Annotated in this window: 21 protein-coding genes and 1 tRNA gene; 10 read left to right on the plus strand and 12 right to left on the minus strand. The window is 64.3% G+C overall.

The annotated features are described in order from the left end of the window. Positions 1 to 109: 109 nt before the first annotated feature. The 5 genes from PO883_RS07190 (at position 110) to PO883_RS07210 (ending at position 4,223) form a co-directional block, all read left to right on the plus strand. Positions 110 to 709 (plus strand): FMN-dependent NADH-azoreductase, encoded by a 600-nt coding sequence (locus tag PO883_RS07190; RefSeq protein ID WP_289309139.1) that lies wholly within the window; start codon positions 110 to 112, stop codon positions 707 to 709. Positions 710 to 745: 36 nt separating this feature from the next. Then, positions 746 to 1,636: a pirin family protein gene (locus PO883_RS07195; protein WP_289309140.1), complete on the plus strand. Its 891-nt coding sequence runs from the start codon at positions 746 to 748 to the stop codon at positions 1,634 to 1,636. Between the two features lie 64 nt (positions 1,637 to 1,700). Next, complete coding sequence (locus tag PO883_RS07200; RefSeq protein ID WP_229423591.1) at positions 1,701 to 2,201, plus strand: hypothetical protein; 501 nt, start codon at positions 1,701 to 1,703, stop codon at positions 2,199 to 2,201. A gap of 77 nt (positions 2,202 to 2,278) precedes the next feature. After that, positions 2,279 to 3,259 carry a succinylglutamate desuccinylase/aspartoacylase family protein gene (locus PO883_RS07205; protein ID WP_289309141.1) on the plus strand — a complete coding sequence of 327 codons (981 nt, stop codon included), beginning with the start codon at positions 2,279 to 2,281 and terminating at the stop codon, positions 3,257 to 3,259. Positions 3,260 to 3,482: 223 nt separating this feature from the next. Beyond that, positions 3,483 to 4,223: a hypothetical protein gene (locus tag PO883_RS07210; RefSeq protein WP_289309142.1), complete on the plus strand. Its 741-nt coding sequence runs from the start codon at positions 3,483 to 3,485 to the stop codon at positions 4,221 to 4,223. A gap of 18 nt (positions 4,224 to 4,241) precedes the next feature. Here PO883_RS07210 and PO883_RS07215 read toward each other — a convergent pair whose 3' ends face one another. The 4 genes from PO883_RS07215 to PO883_RS07230 all read right to left on the minus strand — a co-directional run bounded on the left by PO883_RS07215 (position 4,242) and on the right by PO883_RS07230 (position 8,044). Then, the gene (locus PO883_RS07215) at positions 4,242 to 5,174 is read right to left on the minus strand and encodes a 4-hydroxyproline epimerase (RefSeq protein WP_289309143.1); all 933 of its coding nucleotides are present in this window, start codon (positions 5,172 to 5,174) and stop codon (positions 4,242 to 4,244) included. 97 nt (positions 5,175 to 5,271) lie between these two features. Next, positions 5,272 to 5,592 carry a quaternary ammonium compound efflux SMR transporter SugE gene (sugE, locus tag PO883_RS07220; protein WP_289309144.1) on the minus strand — a complete coding sequence of 107 codons (321 nt, stop codon included), beginning with the start codon at positions 5,590 to 5,592 and terminating at the stop codon, positions 5,272 to 5,274. A gap of 147 nt (positions 5,593 to 5,739) precedes the next feature. Further along, on the minus strand, positions 5,740 to 6,066 hold the full coding sequence (locus PO883_RS07225; protein ID WP_289309145.1) for a hypothetical protein: 327 nt from the start codon (positions 6,064 to 6,066) through the stop codon (positions 5,740 to 5,742). Beyond that, positions 5,993 to 8,044 carry a tetratricopeptide repeat protein gene (locus tag PO883_RS07230; RefSeq protein ID WP_289309146.1) on the minus strand — a complete coding sequence of 684 codons (2,052 nt, stop codon included), beginning with the start codon at positions 8,042 to 8,044 and terminating at the stop codon, positions 5,993 to 5,995. The genes PO883_RS07225 and PO883_RS07230 overlap by 74 nt, the downstream gene beginning before the upstream one ends. Before the next feature lie 161 nt (positions 8,045 to 8,205). Here PO883_RS07230 and PO883_RS07235 point away from each other — a divergent pair, with 161 nt between their 5' ends. From PO883_RS07235 to PO883_RS07245, 3 genes are all read left to right on the plus strand, one after another. Further along, a complete protein-coding gene (locus PO883_RS07235; RefSeq protein ID WP_289309147.1) occupies positions 8,206 to 8,568 on the plus strand; it encodes a DUF1304 domain-containing protein in 363 nt (120 codons plus the stop codon). A gap of 87 nt (positions 8,569 to 8,655) precedes the next feature. Continuing rightward, complete coding sequence (locus PO883_RS07240) at positions 8,656 to 8,952, plus strand: helix-turn-helix transcriptional regulator (protein WP_167088250.1); 297 nt, start codon at positions 8,656 to 8,658, stop codon at positions 8,950 to 8,952. Positions 8,953 to 8,961: 9 nt separating this feature from the next. Then, positions 8,962 to 10,020 carry an alkene reductase gene (locus tag PO883_RS07245; RefSeq protein ID WP_289309148.1) on the plus strand — a complete coding sequence of 353 codons (1,059 nt, stop codon included), beginning with the start codon at positions 8,962 to 8,964 and terminating at the stop codon, positions 10,018 to 10,020. Here PO883_RS07245 and PO883_RS07250 read toward each other — a convergent pair whose 3' ends face one another. The 3 genes from PO883_RS07250 to PO883_RS07260 form a co-directional block, all read right to left on the minus strand. Further along, the gene (locus PO883_RS07250; RefSeq protein ID WP_289309149.1) at positions 10,021 to 10,590 is read right to left on the minus strand and encodes a YceI family protein; all 570 of its coding nucleotides are present in this window, start codon (positions 10,588 to 10,590) and stop codon (positions 10,021 to 10,023) included. A gap of 122 nt (positions 10,591 to 10,712) precedes the next feature. Next, positions 10,713 to 11,231, minus strand: a complete 519-nt coding sequence (locus PO883_RS07255; RefSeq protein WP_289309150.1) for an SRPBCC domain-containing protein — start codon at positions 11,229 to 11,231, stop codon at positions 10,713 to 10,715. After that, positions 11,218 to 11,565 carry a helix-turn-helix transcriptional regulator gene (locus PO883_RS07260; protein WP_289309151.1) on the minus strand — a complete coding sequence of 116 codons (348 nt, stop codon included), beginning with the start codon at positions 11,563 to 11,565 and terminating at the stop codon, positions 11,218 to 11,220. The genes PO883_RS07255 and PO883_RS07260 overlap by 14 nt, the downstream gene beginning before the upstream one ends. A gap of 166 nt (positions 11,566 to 11,731) precedes the next feature. On the opposite strand from PO883_RS07260, the gene PO883_RS07265 reads away from it, so the two are divergent. Continuing rightward, positions 11,732 to 11,808 (plus strand) — tRNA-Arg (locus PO883_RS07265). A gap of 286 nt (positions 11,809 to 12,094) precedes the next feature. Further along, positions 12,095 to 12,781 (plus strand): FxDxF family PEP-CTERM protein, encoded by a 687-nt coding sequence (locus PO883_RS07270; protein ID WP_289309152.1) that lies wholly within the window; start codon positions 12,095 to 12,097, stop codon positions 12,779 to 12,781. Between the two features lie 69 nt (positions 12,782 to 12,850). Here the strand turns inward: PO883_RS07270 and PO883_RS07275 are convergent, their stop codons facing one another. The 5 genes from PO883_RS07275 to PO883_RS07295 all read right to left on the minus strand — a co-directional run bounded on the left by PO883_RS07275 (position 12,851) and on the right by PO883_RS07295 (position 18,386). Then, complete coding sequence (locus PO883_RS07275) at positions 12,851 to 14,740, minus strand: ATP-binding protein (RefSeq protein WP_167088245.1); 1,890 nt, start codon at positions 14,738 to 14,740, stop codon at positions 12,851 to 12,853. Then, the gene (locus PO883_RS07280) at positions 14,740 to 15,333 is read right to left on the minus strand and encodes a YfiR family protein (protein WP_289309153.1); all 594 of its coding nucleotides are present in this window, start codon (positions 15,331 to 15,333) and stop codon (positions 14,740 to 14,742) included. Before PO883_RS07280 ends, PO883_RS07275 begins: the two co-directional genes overlap by 1 nt. 14 nt (positions 15,334 to 15,347) lie before the next feature. Continuing rightward, positions 15,348 to 17,261, minus strand: coding sequence for a TonB-dependent siderophore receptor (locus PO883_RS07285; RefSeq protein ID WP_289309154.1), 1,914 nt, complete (start codon positions 17,259 to 17,261; stop codon positions 15,348 to 15,350). 133 nt (positions 17,262 to 17,394) lie between these two features. Further along, positions 17,395 to 17,622 carry a hypothetical protein gene (locus tag PO883_RS07290; RefSeq protein WP_289309155.1) on the minus strand — a complete coding sequence of 76 codons (228 nt, stop codon included), beginning with the start codon at positions 17,620 to 17,622 and terminating at the stop codon, positions 17,395 to 17,397. Positions 17,623 to 17,795: 173 nt separating this feature from the next. After that, the gene (locus PO883_RS07295) at positions 17,796 to 18,386 is read right to left on the minus strand and encodes a penicillin-binding transpeptidase domain-containing protein (RefSeq protein ID WP_373890042.1); all 591 of its coding nucleotides are present in this window, start codon (positions 18,384 to 18,386) and stop codon (positions 17,796 to 17,798) included. Position 18,387: the final 1 nt, after the last annotated feature.

Genomic DNA, 18,387 nt, shown 5'->3' on the forward strand with positions numbered 1-18,387 from the left:
TTGATTGTCCCACTGACTGAATAATGATATCCATTTTAACGCCTTCCGCATTGATTTTGGAACGCGTAAAGTCACTCCATCGCAGTTCAACTCATAAAAAGGAAACAAAATGAACATCTTGCAAATCAATTCCAGCGCCCGTTCGACCGGTTCCGAGTCCACCCGCATGGCCGACGCCATTGTCGCCAAGCTGCAAGCGGCCAACCCCGGCGCCCAACTGACGCGCCGCGACCTGGCCAGCAACCCGCATCCGGCGCTCGACGAGCCGACCCTGGGCGCCCTGTTCACGCCAGCCGACCAGCGCAGCGCCGAACAAGCGGCCCGCGTGGCCCTCGACGACGCCCTGATCGCCCAGGTGCAAGGCGCCGACGTGCTGGTCATCGGCGCCCCGATGTACAACTTCGGCAGCTCGGTGCAGCTCAAAGGCTGGTTCGATGCGATTGCCCGCGCCGGCGTCACCTTCGCCTACACCGCCAGCGGCCCGATCGGCAAACTGACCGGCAAAAAAGTGTACGTGGCGTTCGCCCGCGGCGGCATGTACCGCGATACCCCGAACGATACCCAGACGCCGCACCTGAAAATGCTGCTCGGCTTCCTCGGCATGACCGACGTGACGTTCGTGTATTCGGAAGGCATGGCCATGGGTCCGGAAGCCGTGACCAAGGCGCAGTCGCAGGCCAACGCCGACATCGAGGCCGCACTGGCCTAAGTCAACCCGGACGACGCTCTATACAAGGAGAGAAACATGACACAAGAGTTGAAGATGGTGCGGCAGCCGGTCGAGGAGCGCGTGCGGCAGCCGCGCGGCGTCGAGCGCCTGGTCAACGGGCAGTTCGTGATGGACGGCGCCGGTGTCAAGATCAACCGCGTGCTTACGCAAAACCTGCAGCGTCGCCTGGATCCGTTTTTGATGCTCGATGCCTTCGGCAGCGACAAGCCGGGCGACTATATCGCCGGCTTTCCGGAACACCCGCACCGCGGCTTCGAGACGATTTCGTACATGATCGCCGGCAGCATGCGCCACCGCGACAGCGCCGGCAACGAAGGCCTGATCACCGACGGCGGCGTGCAGTGGATGACGGCCGGGCGCGGCGTGGCGCACTCCGAAATGCCGGAGCAGACCGACGGCATGATGGAAGGCTTCCAGCTGTGGCTTAACCTGCCGGCCAAGGACAAGATGAGCGCGCCGTGGTACCGCGACATCCCGAACACCGACATCCCCCGCTTCACCACCGGAGCGGGGGTAACGGTGCAAGTAATCGCCGGCGCCAGCCACGGCGTGCCGGGCGCGGTGCAGCGCGCGGGCACCGAACCGCTGTATCTCGATGTCGAACTGCCGGCCAACGCCACCTTCGAACAGCTGCTGCCGCCGGGGCACAACGCCTTCGTCTATGTGTTCCGTGGCCAGGTGCTGATCGACGACAAGCCGGTACCGGTGGGGCGCATGGCGATCCTGGCCAATGCACCGCAGGCTGACGGCGTGCGCATCATGGCCGCCCAGGACAGCCGCCTGATCCTGATTGCCGGGCGCCCGCTGAACGAACCGATCGCCCAATACGGCCCGTTCGTGATGAACACCCAGGCCGAGGTATTCCAGGCGGTCGACGACTTCCGCGCCGGCCGCTTCGCCGCCTGAGGCACCCGCCGCAGCGCGCCGTGCCAAGGCCGGGCGGCGGGCCCGCAACCACAAGGAGATCGTCTTGCGCTACACTGGGGGCATGTTCCCAATCCTGACCCAGGCCCTGGCCTACCTGAGCCGCGTATGCGGTTTTGAAACCGTCGATTCCTTCCCTCCCGGGCACGCCCACGCGCGCACCCACTGGAGCGGAGCCCATTTCGACATCGCCTCCGACCTCAAGCCCGACCAGATCGAGCGCGCGCTGTGCGAGAAAATCGCCAACACGCCGCTCATTTTCGCCAATATCGCCAACCCCACGCCGGCCATGCAGCGCGTGATCCTCGACCTGATCGGCACGCGCCTGCGCCATTCGGGCGGCCAGCCGGTCGACCTGGTGACGCTGCTGGTCAATGCTTACCGCAGCCCGTACACGCAGGAAGCGGTGCCCGGCCTGCGCGCGGCCATCGAAGACAGCGGCGGCGACGCCCGCAGCGTACTGGCCTTCCTCAGCGAGATGCCGGCCGCCTTCGACGTGATCGACGCCAGTCCACGCCAGCGCGGCTTGAAACTGGTCGGCCGGTAGCGCGGGCGCGCTCCGGCGGGCGCCGGCGATGTCCGATAAAATAGGTTCCCCACCCATTTTCCAGGCCACTTCCGACCATGACCACCGCCCGCGAGCTGCAGTTCAAATCGATCAACTACACCGGCCTTGGCGCCGGTCCGCGCCTGATCGTCACTGGCGCCGTGCATGGCAACGAGACCTGCGGCAGCAAGGCGATCCTGCGCGTGATGGCCGACATCGACAGCGGCGCACTGCACCTGGCGGCCGGCAGCGTGACCTTCGTCCCGGTGACCAACCCGCTGGCCTACGCGCTGGAACAGCGCTCGGGCGAGCGTAACCTGAACCGCAACCTGTTCCCCAACCCGCAGCCGCAAGACTTCGAGGACCGCGTCGCCAACTGGCTGTGTCCCCTGCTGGCGCAGCACGAGGTACTGCTCGACCTGCATTCCTTCAATGCGCAAAGCCAGCCCTTCGTGATGGTCGGCCCGCGCAACAACGACGGCACCCTGCAGCCGTTCCGGCACGCCGAAAAGGAACGCGCTCTGGCGCGCCGCCTAGGCGTGCGCCGCTTCGTCGACGGCTGGCTGGCCACCTACGGCCAGGGCGTGCGGCGCCGCATGAAGAGCGGCGACGAATCGACCCTGGACCTGGTGCTGCGCTACGGGATGGGCACCACCGAATACATGCGCAGCACCGGCGGCTACGCGCTCACGCTCGAATGCGGCCAGCACCTTGATCCGGCCGCGCCGGACGTGGCTTACCGCGCGATCGTCAACACGCTGGCCTTCCTCGGCCTGATCGACGCGCCGCAGCCGGAGCCGATCGCGCTGGACCAGATGGAAGCGCTGTCGATGGTGGTGGTGCACGACAAACTCGATGCGGGCGACCGCTTCAGCCGCGTATGGGCCAGTTTCGACGCGCTGGCCACGGGCGACCAGATCGGCACGCGCGCCGACGGCACACCCGTGGTGGCCGAATTCGACGGCAAGATCCTGTTCCCCGATGTGAACGCGGGACCGAACCAGGAGTGGTACTACCTGACCCGCGCCAATCCGGATTTCGAGCGCTTTGCCGATTAGGCGAGCGCGCCGCCGCGCACTGACATGAAAGCCACAAACGGGTGTGCTTCCACCTAAAAAGGCGCGCCATCCGCCCATTTATGCGGGCGGCATGAGGGGGGTGACAATGTGTGAACTTGGGCTCTTTTCGAAGGGCTAAGGTGGGATGGTCGCCGGGCGCAGCGCCCGGCGGCCATCCCGCCCGGATGTTCCTGGGCGATCAGTCAACCCAATGGAGATCATCATGCCAGTGCAGGAAGCGTTGTCCTTCAATGATCTGACTTACCTCAATTCCAGCCCCTCCGCCGTCAGGGCCTACTTCGAGACCGCCTACAGCAAGAACCCGGACGGCATCAGCCTCAATAGCGAGACCTATTACAACGCGGTGACCCCGGCCATCACGGCGCAGTACGGGCACCCGTGCTACAAGACGCTCGGGCCATTCAACTACGTCACCAATCCGGGCGCGCCGCCGACATCGGCCATCGTGGGCAGCAATTACGCCATCAACAATGGCGACGATCCGGCGCAAGTGAGCCTGACAGTGGAAGGCGCATGGTCCGACGCCACCAGCTGGTCGTCGGAATCGACCACCGGCCTGACGCTGTCGGCGGAGTTCACCATCGAAGGCGTGTTCAAGACCGGCGCCTCGTTTTCGGTGTCGACCACGGTCGGCCAGTCGTCGTCGCAAAGCACCTCGCGCTCATCGTCGTCCACGGTGACGGTCACGGTGCCGCCGCACAGCAAGCGCAAGGTGAGCATGGTCGGCACCATGTCGGACGAATCGATGTCATTCACGGCGCCGATTGCCGTGCAGGGCTACTTCGGCGCCAACTTCCCCGACCGCGTCAACGGCCACTACTTCTGGTTTGCCGACGCCGCGTCGGCGCTGCCTAAAACCAGCGGCACCATCCAGGGCACGATCCGGCGCACCTCGGTGTTCAACGTGCAGACCGAAATCGGCCCGGTCGAGTCCTTGTCGTAGGGGCGCGCCGGGCGCAGCTCAGGGAATGCCCCATACAAAAGGGTCGCTCTCGTCGAACAGCAGCTGCGCCCGGGCGTTGACCCAGGCCTTGCCGCGAATGCTGGGCATGACGCGATCGCCGGCGCGCCGGTAGGAAGCGTCGAACACGCTGCCGATGATGCTCTCCTGGCGCCATTGGGCGTGTTCGGCCAGCTTGCCGTCGGCTGCCAGGCAGGCCAGCTTGGCGCTGGTGCCGGTGCCGCAAGGCGAGCGGTCGTAGGCCTTGCCGGGACACAGGACAAAACTCTGGCTGTCGGCGCCCGTGGTCGATGGCGCGAACAGTTCGATATGGTCGATCACGGCGCCGTCGTCGCCGCTGATGCCGTTCGCTTCGAGCGCATCGCGCAGCGCCACCGCGTAGGCGGTCAGGGCGTCGACGTTGGCGCGCCGCAGCGCCAGTCCGTGGCCGGAAACCAGGAAAAACCAGTTGCCGCCCCAGGCCACGTCGCCCGTCACGCTGCCCACGCCTTCCACCTCCAGGGTGACGGCGTGCCGCGTGCGGTAGGACGCCACGTTATCGATGGTGACCGCGCCGTCGTCGTGCAATTCGGCTTCGACCACGCCGACCGGCGTATCGATGCGGTGCCGCCCGGGCTTGATGCGGCCCATGAACGCGAGCGACACCACCACCCCGATCATGCCGTGGCCGCACATGCCGAGGTAGGACACATTGTTAAAGAAGATGACGCCGGCGGCGCAGTCGGGCGCGAACGGTTCGCACAGCAGCGCGCCGACCAATACGTCGGAGCCGCGCGGTTCGCACACGACGGCGGAACGCACATGGTCGAAGTCGCGCCGGAAGCGCTCACGCCGTTCGGCCAGCGGTCCGCTCCCGAGATCGGGGCCGCCGTCGATGATCAGGCGGGTCGGTTCGCCGCCGGTATGGGAGTCGATGATGGAGATCGTTTTCATCCAACCAGCATACGCCTGGACGCCGTCCTTGTCTTGCACACGCCACGGCACGGCACGGCGAATTTGGCACAATCGGGCGCTGGCGCCCGGCGCCGTGTCAGGCCGGCGCGAGCAGCTTCAATCCCAGGATGCCGGCCACGATCAGCGCGATGCAGCCCAGGCGCATGGCGCCGGCCGGTTCGCCCAGCACCAGCATGCCGAAGATCGCCGTGCCGACGGTGCCGATGCCGGTCCAGATGGCATACGCGGTCCCCAGCGGCAGGTGGCGCAATGCCAGTCCGAGCAAACCGACGCTGCCGGACATCGCGGCCAGCGTCAATACGGAGGGAACGAGACGCGAAAAGCCGTGGGTGTATTTCAGGCCGACGGCCCACGCCACTTCAAGCAAACCCGCAACAAACAGATAGATCCATGCCATGACAAACTCCCGGATTGGCAAGGTCGTCCAAGCCTGGCTCCGTGTGCGGCGGGGTCGTCCCCGCCGGAGAAAAAGGTGCTTCAAGTATACCATCGGCCGCGCCGGCGCGTGCAGTCCGGCCAGCGCCGCTATTCGTCGTGATGCGACTCACACCAGCAAAGCCGCGGCGCGCCGGTACGCGGTCTTGTAAGACGGCTGTTGCGCGGCCAGGATGGCGAGCAGCGCCGCATGCCCTTCCCTGAATGGATCGAGCACGTTCGGGTCTTCCGCAGGGCCGGCCAGCGCCAGCGCCTTGTCGACCAGGGCCAGGTCGGCTTCCAGTTCGGCCAGCGGCATGCCATTGCGCTCGCGCATGGTCCCCAGACGGAAGTAGCACGAGCGCAGGGTGTGGCGGATCACGTCATGTTCGGGCAGATAACACCACAGCGTTTCCGGCTCCAGGCGCGCCATCGACGCGGTAGCCGGGGATCGCATCGAGCGCGCATTTGTACCGGCCGATCGCCAGTTCCAGCAAGGCGCGCGTCTTGTACATGCCCGGCAGCCAGTGGTCGAATCCATAGTGCTCGCCGTGGGCGATGGCGGCCGCGATCAGGTCGTCGTCGATCAGTTCCGGCGGCACTTCATCGAGCCGGCGCGCGTCGGCAGTCACGCACGCCAGGCACAGGGCCTTGTTCACATACGGCGGCGGCACGCTGGCAATCGACTCGCCGCACTGCACCGCCCTGACACAAACGTCGAAGTCGATGACGGCCGCCGGCACCTGCGCCAGCGCGAAACCCGACGTGCCGGGACGGGCCAGCAGCACCAGCGCCTTGTCGATGAAGCGCGGCGGGATGTTTTCCAGCCAACCGGGCGAGGACGCGATCAGGGTTTCGGCAATCTCGCGCGTGAATGCGCTGTCGGGAAGATGTTTGGCGTAGCCCAGCTTATCCGGCCCGCTCGCGCGCACCACTTCGCGGCACAAGGCGTCGCTGCGATACTCGTCCGGCACGCGTCCGAGCGAGGCCGATTCGTCATGCAGCATGTAATTGAGCCAGTACGCCTCGTCCCTGGCGGGCAAGGCGATGCCGGCGGCGTCGATCTGGTCCCAGTCGACGCGCTGGTCGGCTTGGTACAGGAAACCGGTGTCGCCATGGGTGTCGTAGGATACGGCGTAGCGTTTGTCGTAGCGGCAGGCGGCGGCGTGATCGGCGTTTGCCTGTTCAAGTTCATTGCGCTGGTAGTGCGCAAGGCCCTTGAGCCAGCGCGCCGATTCGAGATGGCGATCGAGTTCCAGCGCCTGCTCCAGGTCGGCCATGGCGGCAGCGACCTGGCCCGACATCAGATACGCTTCGGCGCGGTAGCGATATGCCTTCCCCGCTTCGCTTTCCTTGTACTCGGACTCCTGATTGTGCTCGATCGACATGCTTGCCAGCTCGATCGCCAGGCCAGGCTGGCGCGTGTGAAGCGCGCACAAGGCCGCGTGATTCAGTGCCGTGTTGATCATGCCGGTCTGCTCCTTCGGGAACAGCGTGGCGGCCTTGCGGTACACGCCCAGCGCCTGTTCCCACGCGCCCTCGCGCAGCAGCGCGTACCCCATGCCGAACCAGGCTTCGTAGTAGGCCGGCGCGATGGCGGCCGATTTTTTATGCAGCAGATAGGCGTTGCGATGGTCGCCCGCCGCCATCGCCGCCTGCGCGGCCTGGTGGAACGGATAGCAGGCGATGTCGTAGCCATCCCTGTAAATGGTCCGGCCGCGCTTGAGGGCGGGGATGATGGACGGGCTATGCCAGCAATAATCGTCCGACCCATCGCACAAGACGCCGGCGACGAAGCGCCCGTCGAGTACATGCACCGCATCGTGCCACGCGAACACCGGATTGGGCAGGTCGAGCTTGGCGCAGTAGGCGCCGCTACCCAACATGAAAATGACCGCGCCGGGATTGAACGTGAGCTGGTCGATCCGGTAAAACCAGGCGAACAGGAATTGCGTGTCGAGGCGCAGTTCGGGCGCGCGGCGCATGGCGCAATCGTCCTCCGCCAGCAGCCAGGCGGATTTGGCCACGACACGCCCGCGCACCGCGTTGCTCTGCATGCCGTCGAGCCGGATCGCATCGACATACAGGTCGCCGCCGACAAAACCCACCTGGCCGAGCGGGTCGCCCCATCCCAGGTCGGCGCCGCCATCGTCGATATGCAGGTCGCCGTCGACGACGATGCGGCTCCAGGCCTGGCCCTCGGCTGCCTCCAGCATCTGCTTGCCGATGCTGACATTGCCGGTCACCAGCAACCACGGCAAACCGCTGTCGTCCCCGCGTGCCTCGTCGTCCTCGTCGCCCTCGTCCTCGTCCTCGTCGGGATCGTGGAGGCGGCGCTGTCGAATGCCCGCGTCGGGATAGCGTTCGCGAAAACCGGCGCCCGAAAGGCGCGTGAAGCCTTCCCATGTCGTCAAGGGAGTGATGTTCTTTGTCATGGAAGCCTGAAAAGTGGACAGCGAAAGAGCAAGATATGCGAAAAACATTATTGCAACGTCAACACCCCTTTCTTCCAGAAGGCCGCCGTGCTCCGCCATTCGCCACACAGCTTGCACGCGGTTACACTAGCTATCCCACAATCCATAACAAGGAGCCATCAATGGCCATCGCCGCACAAGTATTGATCGGTTTGATCCTGCTGCTGCACGTGTACTTCGTCCTGCTCGAAACGGTCCTCTTCAAGACGCGCGGGCGCCGCGTGTTCGGCCTGACGGCCGAAAAAGCCGAGATCATGGCGCCCGCCATGTCCAACCAGGGCTGCTACAACGGCTTCCTGGTGGCGGCGCTGGCGCTCGGCCTGCTCCATCCCAATCCGGAGATCGCGCCCGCCTTCCTGGTGTACGGCCTGGCATGCATCATGGTGGCCGGGATCTGGGGCGCGCTGACGGTCAAGAAAACCATCCTGTTGTTCCAGACCGTGCCTGCGGCGATCGCGCTGGCCCTGGTGTATCTGTCGCACTGAGTCCCGCAGTCCCTCGTTTTAGTCCCTGCCAAGCAGGAATTTTTTATATATCGTAATATGACGATATTAGATTCGGAAAAACCCGATATGCAAATCGACGCCATTCACAAGGCATTGGCCAACCCGATGCGCCGCCAGATTCTTGGCTGGCTCAAGGAGCCGCATGTGCACTTCGCACACCAGCAACACAACCTCGATGTCGGGGTGTGCGCCGGCCTGATCGATGCGCGTACCGGGCTTGCCCAATCGACCGTATCGGCCCATCTGGCAGCGCTGCAGCGCGCCGGGCTGATCAGCTCGCGCAAGGTCGGTCAGTGGATCTATTACAAGCGTAACGAGGAAGCCATCAAGGCTTTCCTCGACCATATGAACGAGGGACTTTAGGAGTGAAGCATGACGACATTATTCGACCCGATCACCATTGGCGATCTGACGCTGAAAAACCGCATCATCATGGCGCCGCTGACGCGCGCCCGCGCCATTGGCGGCGGCCGCGTGCCGAACGCGCTGATGGCCGAATATTACGTGCAGCGCGCTTCCGCCGGCCTGATCCTGAGCGAAGCGACCTCGGTCAGCGCGCAGGGCGTGGGCTATGCCGACACGCCGGGCATCTGGTCCGGCGCGCAGGTCGAAGGCTGGAAACTGGTGACCGACGCCGTGCACAAGGCGGGCGGCAAGATCATGCTGCAACTGTGGCACGTGGGCCGCATTTCGGACCCTGACCTGCTGAACGGTGACGCGCCGGTGGCGCCGAGCGCGATCGCGGCCAAGGGCCATGTCAGCCTGCTGCGCCCCCTGCGCGACTATCCAGTGCCGCGCGCGCTCGAGCTGGAAGAAATCCCGGGCATCGTGGCCGCTTACCGCAAGGGTGCCGAGAACGCCAGGCTGGCCGGTTTCGACGGCGTGGAAGTGCACGGCGCCAACGGCTACCTGCTCGACCAGTTCCTGCAAGACAGCACCAACCAGCGCACCGATATCTATGGCGGCTCGATCGAAAACCGCGCCCGCCTGATGCTCGAAGTAACCGACGCCTGCATCGCCGTCTGGGGTGCGGGCAAGGTGGGCATGCACCTGGCGCCACGCCGTGACGCGCACGACATGGGCGACTCCGATCCGAAGGCGACCTTCGGCTACGTGGCGCGCGCGCTGCGCCAGCGCGGCATCGCCTTCATCTGCGCGCGCGAAGGCCTGGGCGACGACCGCCTCGGCCCTTACCTGAAGCAGGAATTCGGCGGCGTGTACATTGCCAACGAAAAACTGACCAAGGACAGCGCCGAACAGCTGGTGGCCGCCGGGGAAGCCGACGCCGTCGCCTTCGGTCAATGGTTCATCGCCAACCCCGACCTGCCGCGCCGCCTGCAGCTCGACGCGCCGCTGAACCCGGTCCGGGCCGACAAGTTCTACGCCTCGAACGAAGAAGGCTACACCGACTACCCTGCCCTGCAGGCGTAATTACTCGGCCACGGCTTCCACCTGGATGCGCAGCTCGACATCCATCTTGAAGCCGTAATCCTTGCCGGCGGTGAGGCCGAATTCATCGCGCTTGAAGCTGCCGTAGGCGTCCGCACCGCACATCTCGCGTTTGAGCATGGGGTGCTGGATGCATGTGAAGCTCCTGATCTGCAGGTTGACCGGCTTGGTCACGCCGTGCAGGGTCAGTTCTCCCTGCAGCTGGGTCGGCGCGCCATCCTTGAAGCCGCTCAGCTTGCCCTTATAGCGCGCCGCGCCGAACTTGGGCACGTCGAACAGGTCCGGGCCAGCGGCCCACTTGTTCAGCGCCTCCTGGCCGAAGTCCACGCTGGCCGGATCGATGCTGATATCGACCAGGCCGTAGCCGGCCGTCTTGTCCAGCGTGACCTTGCCCGAGTTGCTGTTGAATTTCCCGCGCCACACGGACACGCCCATGTGGTCGGCCTCGAAGCTGGGGAAGGTGTGGTCCGGATCGATCTTGTAAGTGACAGACGCGGCCAGCGCGGCCCCGCTGACGCTGGCCAGCAGGAAACTGAGCAGGTGTTTTTTCATGGTTGCTAACGTTGACCAAGGTTGCGGGAATGTCCCGAAAACTTTCAAAAACTCTCTTAAGCGGGGTCAGACCCCGACCCACGGCCCATAACCGGGGTCAGACCCCGGTCTGGCTAGTTCAGCTAGGCCTGCGCTGCTTTCACAGTGGCGAGGTATTTTTCGTATTCGTCATACATGCCGCCGAAGCCCTGCTGCATCGAGCCGTGGCCAGCCTTGAAGGTCTCGATCTCAACCGCGCTGGCATTGAGCGGGGTCGAATGCAAATGGAGCGTGGTCTTGCCGCCGGCCTCGGTCAAGGTGGCGCTGTTGAGCACTTCCAGCGGCCACGTCGGACTCATCGCGTAATGGATGCGCTTGCCCTCGGCATCGGCGAAGCCGTTGATAAATACCAGGCGCTCGGACGGCGTGATCTCGCGGTACTCGAATTTTCCATACATCTCGACGCCCGGCCCGAAACGCATGCAATAGTGGAACACGCCGCCCGGCTGCGGCTCGTGGCGGATCACCTCGATGGTGCAGCCCTGCGGCCCCCACCACTTTTGCAGGTGCTCGGTCTCGATCATGGTCTTGAACACGAGTTCGCGCGGCGCGTCGAATACGCGCGTCAGTACGAAATCGACGCTGGGGTCAGGGCTGGTCATCGTTGTGCTCCTTTGTTTGCAGGGTGGTGAGATAGTCGTCGAGCCGGTCGAGGCTGCCTTCCCAGAAGGGGCGGTAAGGCGCCATCCAGTCGGCCGCCGCGCGCAGCGGTTGGGCGTCGAGTTTGCAGGGCCGCCATTGGGCTTGCCGTCCGCGCGTGATCAGGCCGGCGCGCTCAAGCACTTTGAGGTGCTTGGTCACCGCCGGCAAACTCATCTGGAACGGTTGCGCCAGCGCGCTCACCGATGCCTCGCCGTCCGCCAGCCTGGCCAGAATGGCGCGCCGGGTCGGATCGGCCAGGGCCGCGAATGTCGTGCTGAGGTGGTCTTGGCGCATACTAAACCCGGTGGTTAATTAACCTGACGGTAAATTATCAGCGTGCGCTCCGGGTGTCAAGCGCGCTGCGCGCAAGCCGGCGCTCCGGGGCCGGCAACAAGCCATCGATTTTTTTTGCTCCGCTAACTTTGACATTCCCGGAATCGTTGCTATAATCTTGTCTTTCGCGGCTGTAGCTCAGCTGGATAGAGTACTTGGCTACGAACCAAGGGGTCGTGGGTTCAATTCCTGCCAGCCGCACCATTATTCGCAAGATCGAAGGCCTGAAGCGTAATCTTCAGGCCTTTTTTCTTTTTTAACAACAGTTTTGTTGTAGTGTCACATTCTCTTACACTTTAGCCTCCGAGCTCCAATCCGCGATTTACCCGAAGAAGGCGTACTCTTCCAAGGAGATGCGCGCGCGTTGATGTAGGTATTAACCTACACATAATAAATCGGTGCCCAAATATTTGTAAATATGCATTAGAATCGGACGCGCTCCCCTATGAAAATGTAAAAATGGACTTATAGGGGAGCAATTAATTGGCCGGTGGAAGAAAGCAGCGGCGTTGCGCGCACGTCGCGTTGCAACGCCGATGTTGAACGCGCCTTTGCTAGCATGAAGCTCCCCGATTCTGATAACCAGGCCGTCTTTGCACGGCTGATTTTTTCTTACGAGGTAATATTTATGAAACATATGAAATCCCTGATTGCTGCCGCTGTCCTGGCAACCGCATCACTTGGCTCGACGGCGGCCTTCGCTGCTGACATTTCGCACGGCACGCAAGCGTTGTCGGTGATCGACAACAGCGCAAACTTCGGCAGCTCGTTCGTCCAGAACAACCAGAACAATACGTTCATGGACAAGTTCAGCTTCTCGATCACCCGCGTCCCGCATGACTTCGATGCGATCGTCACCTCGTTCACCCGCAACGCGACCACCGGCATGGACATCACCAACATGAGCCTGTTCAGCGGCGCAGGTACCCTGATTACCGCTGGTTTTCAGGAAAGCACGGGCGCTACCGATGTATGGAGCCTGCGTGCGGACAGCCTGGGCCTGGGTAACTACTACCTGCAGGTCAGCGGCAAAATGGTCTCGGGCACGGCCGGCAGCTTCGGCGGCACCGTGATGCTGGCACCAGTACCAGAACCAGAAACCTACGGCATGATGCTGGCAGGCCTGGGCGTGGTCGGTTTCCTGGCACGTCGCCGCAAGGCAGCCAAGCAAGCGTAATTGTTTGCTTGTCGCATAAAAAAAACGGAAGCTTCGGCTTCCGTTTTTTTTGGTCCCGCCAAAAGCGCCCTACCCGCGCACTTTCTTGATCACGCTGCGGTTGCTCAGGATCTCTTCGATCTGCTCGAAGCGCACCGGCTTGACCATGTGATGGTCGAACCCGGCCTCGAAAGCCAGCTGGCGGTCCTTTTCCTGGCCCCAGCCGGTCACCGCGATCAGCAGGGTCATCTGCCCGCAGGACAGGCGGCGGATGCCGCGCGCCAGGTCGTAGCCCGACATTTGCGGCAGGCCGATATCGAGAAACGCGTAATCGGGGCAGAAGCGCGCGGCCGCCGTCAGCGCGTCCGGCCCGTTGTGGGTGATCACCACGCTGTGCCCCATGGCCGAGAGCAAGGCGCCGATACTGTTGACGAAGTCGACATTGTCGTCGGCCAGCAGGATGCGATAGGTTTCCGAGGTCATGAAAGCGGCCGGACTGGTCTTGGTCGGCATTTCCGGTTCGACCACGATCGGCAGGCGCACCACGAATTCGCTGCCGCGGTTGATGCCCGCGCTATGCGCTTCGATACTGCCGCCGTGCAGTTCGACCAGGCGCCGCGCCAGCGACAGCCCCACCCCCAGCCCGGCATTGGTGCGCTCCAGGGTCGAATCGACCTGGACAAACATTTCAAACACGTGATTGAGCATGTCGGGCGCGATGCCGATGCCATTGTCGGCCACCTGGATCACCAGGTCGCGCTCTTCCACGCGCGCGCTCAGGCTGACCCGGCCGCCGCGGTTGGTGTACTTGGCGGCGTTGTTGAGCAGGTTCGAGAGGATCTGCGCCAGCCGCGTGGCGTCGCCATGCAGGAACACCGGCCGGTCGGGCAAATCGATGGCCAGTTCGTGGCCGTGCAGTTCGATATAGGAACGCACCACTTCGAGCGCATCGTTGACCACCGCCTTGAGTTCGACGCGGCCCATCTTGATGGCGAACTTGCCGGTGTTGATGCGCGACACGTCCAGCAGATCGTCGACCAGCCTGACCATCTGGCGCAGCTGGCGTTCCATGATGTCGGTGGCGCGCTGGGTGGCCTGGGCGTCGCCGCTGCGGATGCGCAGGATATCGAGCCCGGTGCGGATCGGCGCCAGCGGATTGCGCAGCTCGTGCGCCAGGGTCGCCAGGAACTCATCCTTGCGGCGGTCGGCCACCAGCAGCGCTTCCTCGGCCCGGTGGCGCACCTGCATTTCGTGCTCCAGGGTCAGGTTGGCTTCCTGCAGGGCGTGCGAGCGGCGTCCGATCTCGGCCAGCATATCGTTAAAGGCCGCCACCAGCACCCCGATTTCGCCCGAATTATTGCCCGGCACGCGCAGGCTGAAGTCGCGCCGCTGCATCACTTCGCGCGCCACATTGGTCACCGCCAGCAGCGGACGGGTGATGCCCTGCTGCAGGCGCGACGCCACCAGGGCCGCGATCACCAGCGAGATCAAGAGCACGATGCCGAGGATCGCCGCGTAATTGAGCAAGCGTTCGACCAGGCCGAAGCGCGCGCGCAGATACACCGTGCCCAGCACTTCGCCATTGTCGACAATGTTGTGGTACACCACCAGCTCGCCCTGGTCGATGGTGTAGCCGGGCCGGCCCGGCTTGACCGGATACGATGGTTCCAGCGAACCCTGGGTGTAGGAGGCAAAGCGCACGCCGCTGCTGGTGTACAGCGCGCCCGACAGGATCTGCGGGCGCACCCGCAGCACGGCCAGGTTTTGCTGCGCGCTGCGGGCATCGTTGAAGGCCAGCGCCGGCGCGCTGACGCTGGCGATGATGTCGGCCTGGGTCATCAGGTCGTCGACCCAGTATTGCTGGAAGGTGCGCAAGTCGTACAGCAGCATGGCGATCGAGGCCGCCAGCAGCGCCACGAAGGTGGTCGAGACAGCCATGAGGATGAGTTTGCTACGGACGGAGCCGGTATCGTGTTGCATCACGGTGCTCCCTTGTGAACGTGATTGGCCACTGTCAACAGGCGCGAACTGAGCTTGACGCTGTTCCGGTCGGCCGCTTCGAGCGAGACGTCGAAGCGCACGCGCTCTTCGACGATCCTGAAATTAATAACACTGCCTTGCTGCAATCCCTGTTCCGATTCGGTCACCACCAGGATAGCTCCGGTGCCGGGCGCGCGCAGCGCATTGCGCAGGCGCACCGTATCGTCGCCGCCGATGAACAGCAGGTGCACCCCGGCCGGCGCTTCCTGCTCGCGCAAGGTGCGCACCACCACCGGCCGCCCCTGCACCACGCGTCCGGCCACGATGCGGGTCAGGTCGGCCGCCAGTTCGTCGGCCCCGGCCACGCCGATCACCAGCGGCGCGCCCGCATCCGCGAAGGCCGAGGCTGGAAACTCCGCGTAGCCCAGGAACTTATACAGGAAAGCGGCCTTGATGCTGCGCTCGAGTGACGCGGCGCCGCCCGCCGCCAGCGCCGCCTGTGCACCGGACAGGCCCGCCAGGATCGTTAACAAGCAGGCCGCCAAGCCGCGCAACAGGGCGCGGCGCGGCGGGAGAGGAGCGCGGCCGGGCATGGCGGGGGCCTCGTTCAAAACCGCGAGCTCAGCTGGAGCGTCACGGCACGCTCGATCAGGCGGCGCGTGGCGGCCGGTCCGAATTCGGCGTGCGAGCGATGCAGCAGGTTCCGGCCGCTGAGCGCCACCTCCACGTTCGGACGCGCTTGCCATGCCATTCTCAGGTCGAGCTCGTAGTAGGCCGGCACCAGCGGTTGCGGCAGCTGGCCGACCCGGCGCAGCGCCAGTTCGGCCTGCAACCGGCCGGACAACTCGTGCGACGAGCGCAGCGACCAGTAGCTGGCCGGATCGTTGGTGCCGAGCCCGATCGCGCCCGAGAGGTCGCGGCTGCCGGGCGCCAGGCTGGCATCGATATCCTGCAGCACGATGCCAGCCACCACGCGCCAGCGCGGCGTGGCCTGCCAGCGGCTCCAGAACTCCAGCCCGCGCGTGTTCGCTTCGCCCATGTTGGCGAACTGATGCCCCGGCGCAGGGGCGCCCGGCGTGGGGGCGCCCGGCCCGCCGGCGCGCGGCTCCAGGGTACGCAAGCGGTCATAATCGCTGGCGAACACGGCGAGCGAATACGCGAGGCTGGGCAGCGGCTGGGCGCGGTACCCCAATTCCGTCACGCGCACCGTTTCGGCGACAAAATCCGGACCGCCCTCGATGCTGTAGCCGCCGCCGCGCACATACAGATCGCGGTCGAAGCGGGCCGGCGCGCGCACGCTGCGCGACACGGCCGCCCACAGCACGCTGCCCGGCGTGGCGTTCCAGACCATGCGCACGCTGGGCAGCTTTTCCATGCCGGTGTAGGTGTTGTGTTCCAGTTTGACTCCGATACTCATCCGCAATGTACTGCTCAGTTGTATCTTATCTTGCGCGAACACATTCGCCCAGCGCAGATTCTTGTCCGCCGGAAAAAAGGCCAGCTGCGTGCCGCCGCTGACCCGGTCCAAGGAATAACGGTAGCCGCCACCCCAGACCAGGTTGTGCGAGGCGCCCAGGCGCATGCCGTGCTGCATGTCGAGGTCGAGCGTGTCGAGCCGCTGGGCGCCGGTGCCGGGCTGCACCCGTTCGGTATGATCGAGCGAGGCCTGCAGGCGCCAGTCGCTGCCGTTGGCCAGGATGCCGCTGGCGCGCCCCAGCAGGTTGGCGCCGCTGCTGCGCGTTTCGCCGCCGCCGCGCCGGTGCGCACTGCTGCGGTACACATCGGCGCTGACGCTGGTGGCGCGCGTGCCGTGTTTCCAGTCGCCGCGAAAGCCCGCCTGGCGCCGCTCCAGGCCGCCGCCTGGGGCGTCTGGAAAGTCGTCGATATCGCCGGCCTTGGCATACAGGCGGTAATGGCCGCCGCCATCGAGCTGGCCGCCCTGGCGCACGGTGGCGCCGCGTTCGCGCCGGCCGCCATCGAGCGCCAGCAGCACGCCCTGGCTGCTGGCGGCGTTGCGGGTGATGATATTGATCACGCCGTTGACCGCGTTGGCGCCCCAGATGGTCGCGCCCGGCCCGCTGATGACCTCGATGCGCTCGATCTCTTCCATCACCACGTCCTGGGCATCCCAGAACACGCCCGAAAACAGCGGCGAGTACACGCTGCGCCCGTCGATCATCACCAGCAGCTTGTTCTCGAGGGTGGTGGCCAAGCCGCGCGCGGTAATCGCGTAGGTGCCGCCATCGCTGCGCGCCACCTGCAGATTGGGCGCCAGGCGCAGCGCTTCGGGCAGGCTGCGCGCGCCGGCGCGGGCAATGTCGGCGCCGCCGATCACGTACAGCGACACCGGGGCGTCGGCCAGGCGGGCCGGCTGGCGCGACACCGAGCTGACCACGATGTCGGAGAGCTGTTCCAGCGAAAAATCGAGCAGCGACATCTGATCCACGTTGGCACGCGCGCCAGCGCCATGCAGCAGGCCCGCGCATGCGATGAAAAGGATCAGAAATGGCTGTTTACGCATGCTTGCTATCGTAGAACATTTTCTGTCATGAACAAAGCAGCGCACGTTAACAGCTATTTGCACTTGTTGGTTTATTGACGCTCGTGGCAGTTTGCCCACAACAAACCTGCGCCAGCTCAACGCACGCGGCCGCTTACACCCCGAATTCCGCCGCCGCCTTGGCGGCCCACAAGGCTTCCTGATAGCTCGGGTAGGGAATGTCGTCACTGTCGACCGCGCCATCCTCGCCGATGAAACTGGTCCACCAGCCGTCGGCGGCGGCCGCGATCGCGATATCGCCCGGCTTGCAATGCTCGCCGATGGCTTCGTCCTGTGCGAGCACGACGATGTTGACCTTCCGGTGTTTCACGATATTTGCCATGGAGCACTCCTTGTGTATGGCGAGCTATAAATAGAACAGATAACTGACATCACAAACATCAATTAGATTTATTTTCTGCAGTGCAGCATACTGCATCTGTCTCCTCTATTCTCCTCCAAGAAAATAGATTCAGCCCGCTCCCTGAGCGGGCTTTTTTTTTGCCTGTCAATTTTTTAAGCGGCGCCAACATGGCAACGGCTGAACGGCGATGCGCTTTGGCCCGAGAGGGCGCTCCCGGCAATCGGCGAGAAAGTCCTGCGCCACCGATTCAACAGCGGCGAACGACTGTTCAAAAGGGAGTGCTTGCGTGCCGTACACCAGCGGCATGAGATGACGGTGATAGCAGTCTTGCAGCTCGCCATTATTCCTGGCAGCGACCAAGGTACGCTTGAGTACGCCGAAAGGATCGGTATCGAACGCTGGCCGTAGCTTGGCTTGACGGCCATGTCATACGCATTCTGGCTTACCCCCAGTTGGCGCTTTGCCAGCCGCCCCAGGAACGATCGCTGTTCGGGCGGCGAAATCCGCAACGGAGAACTGATCCACGCCATGGTCAGTCCATCGTGCTCCAGATCTCCGGACACATCGGCATTTCCATATTGGAACTGGCGCGTGCCATCGGCAAGGCGGGCGATGCCCGGCGATGTCGTCACTTGCCGCGAGTACCGGACCACTGAATTGTTCATCCATGCAGATGGATCGGTGGCTTGCTTCCAGTTCTCGCGCCAATCGACGTGGCCCGCGAGGAACGGCAGCGTCGTGATG

It is taken from the genome of Massilia sp. DJPM01 (genome assembly GCF_030348125.1).
GTDB lineage: Bacteria > Pseudomonadota > Gammaproteobacteria > Burkholderiales > Burkholderiaceae_D > Telluria_A > Telluria_A frigida.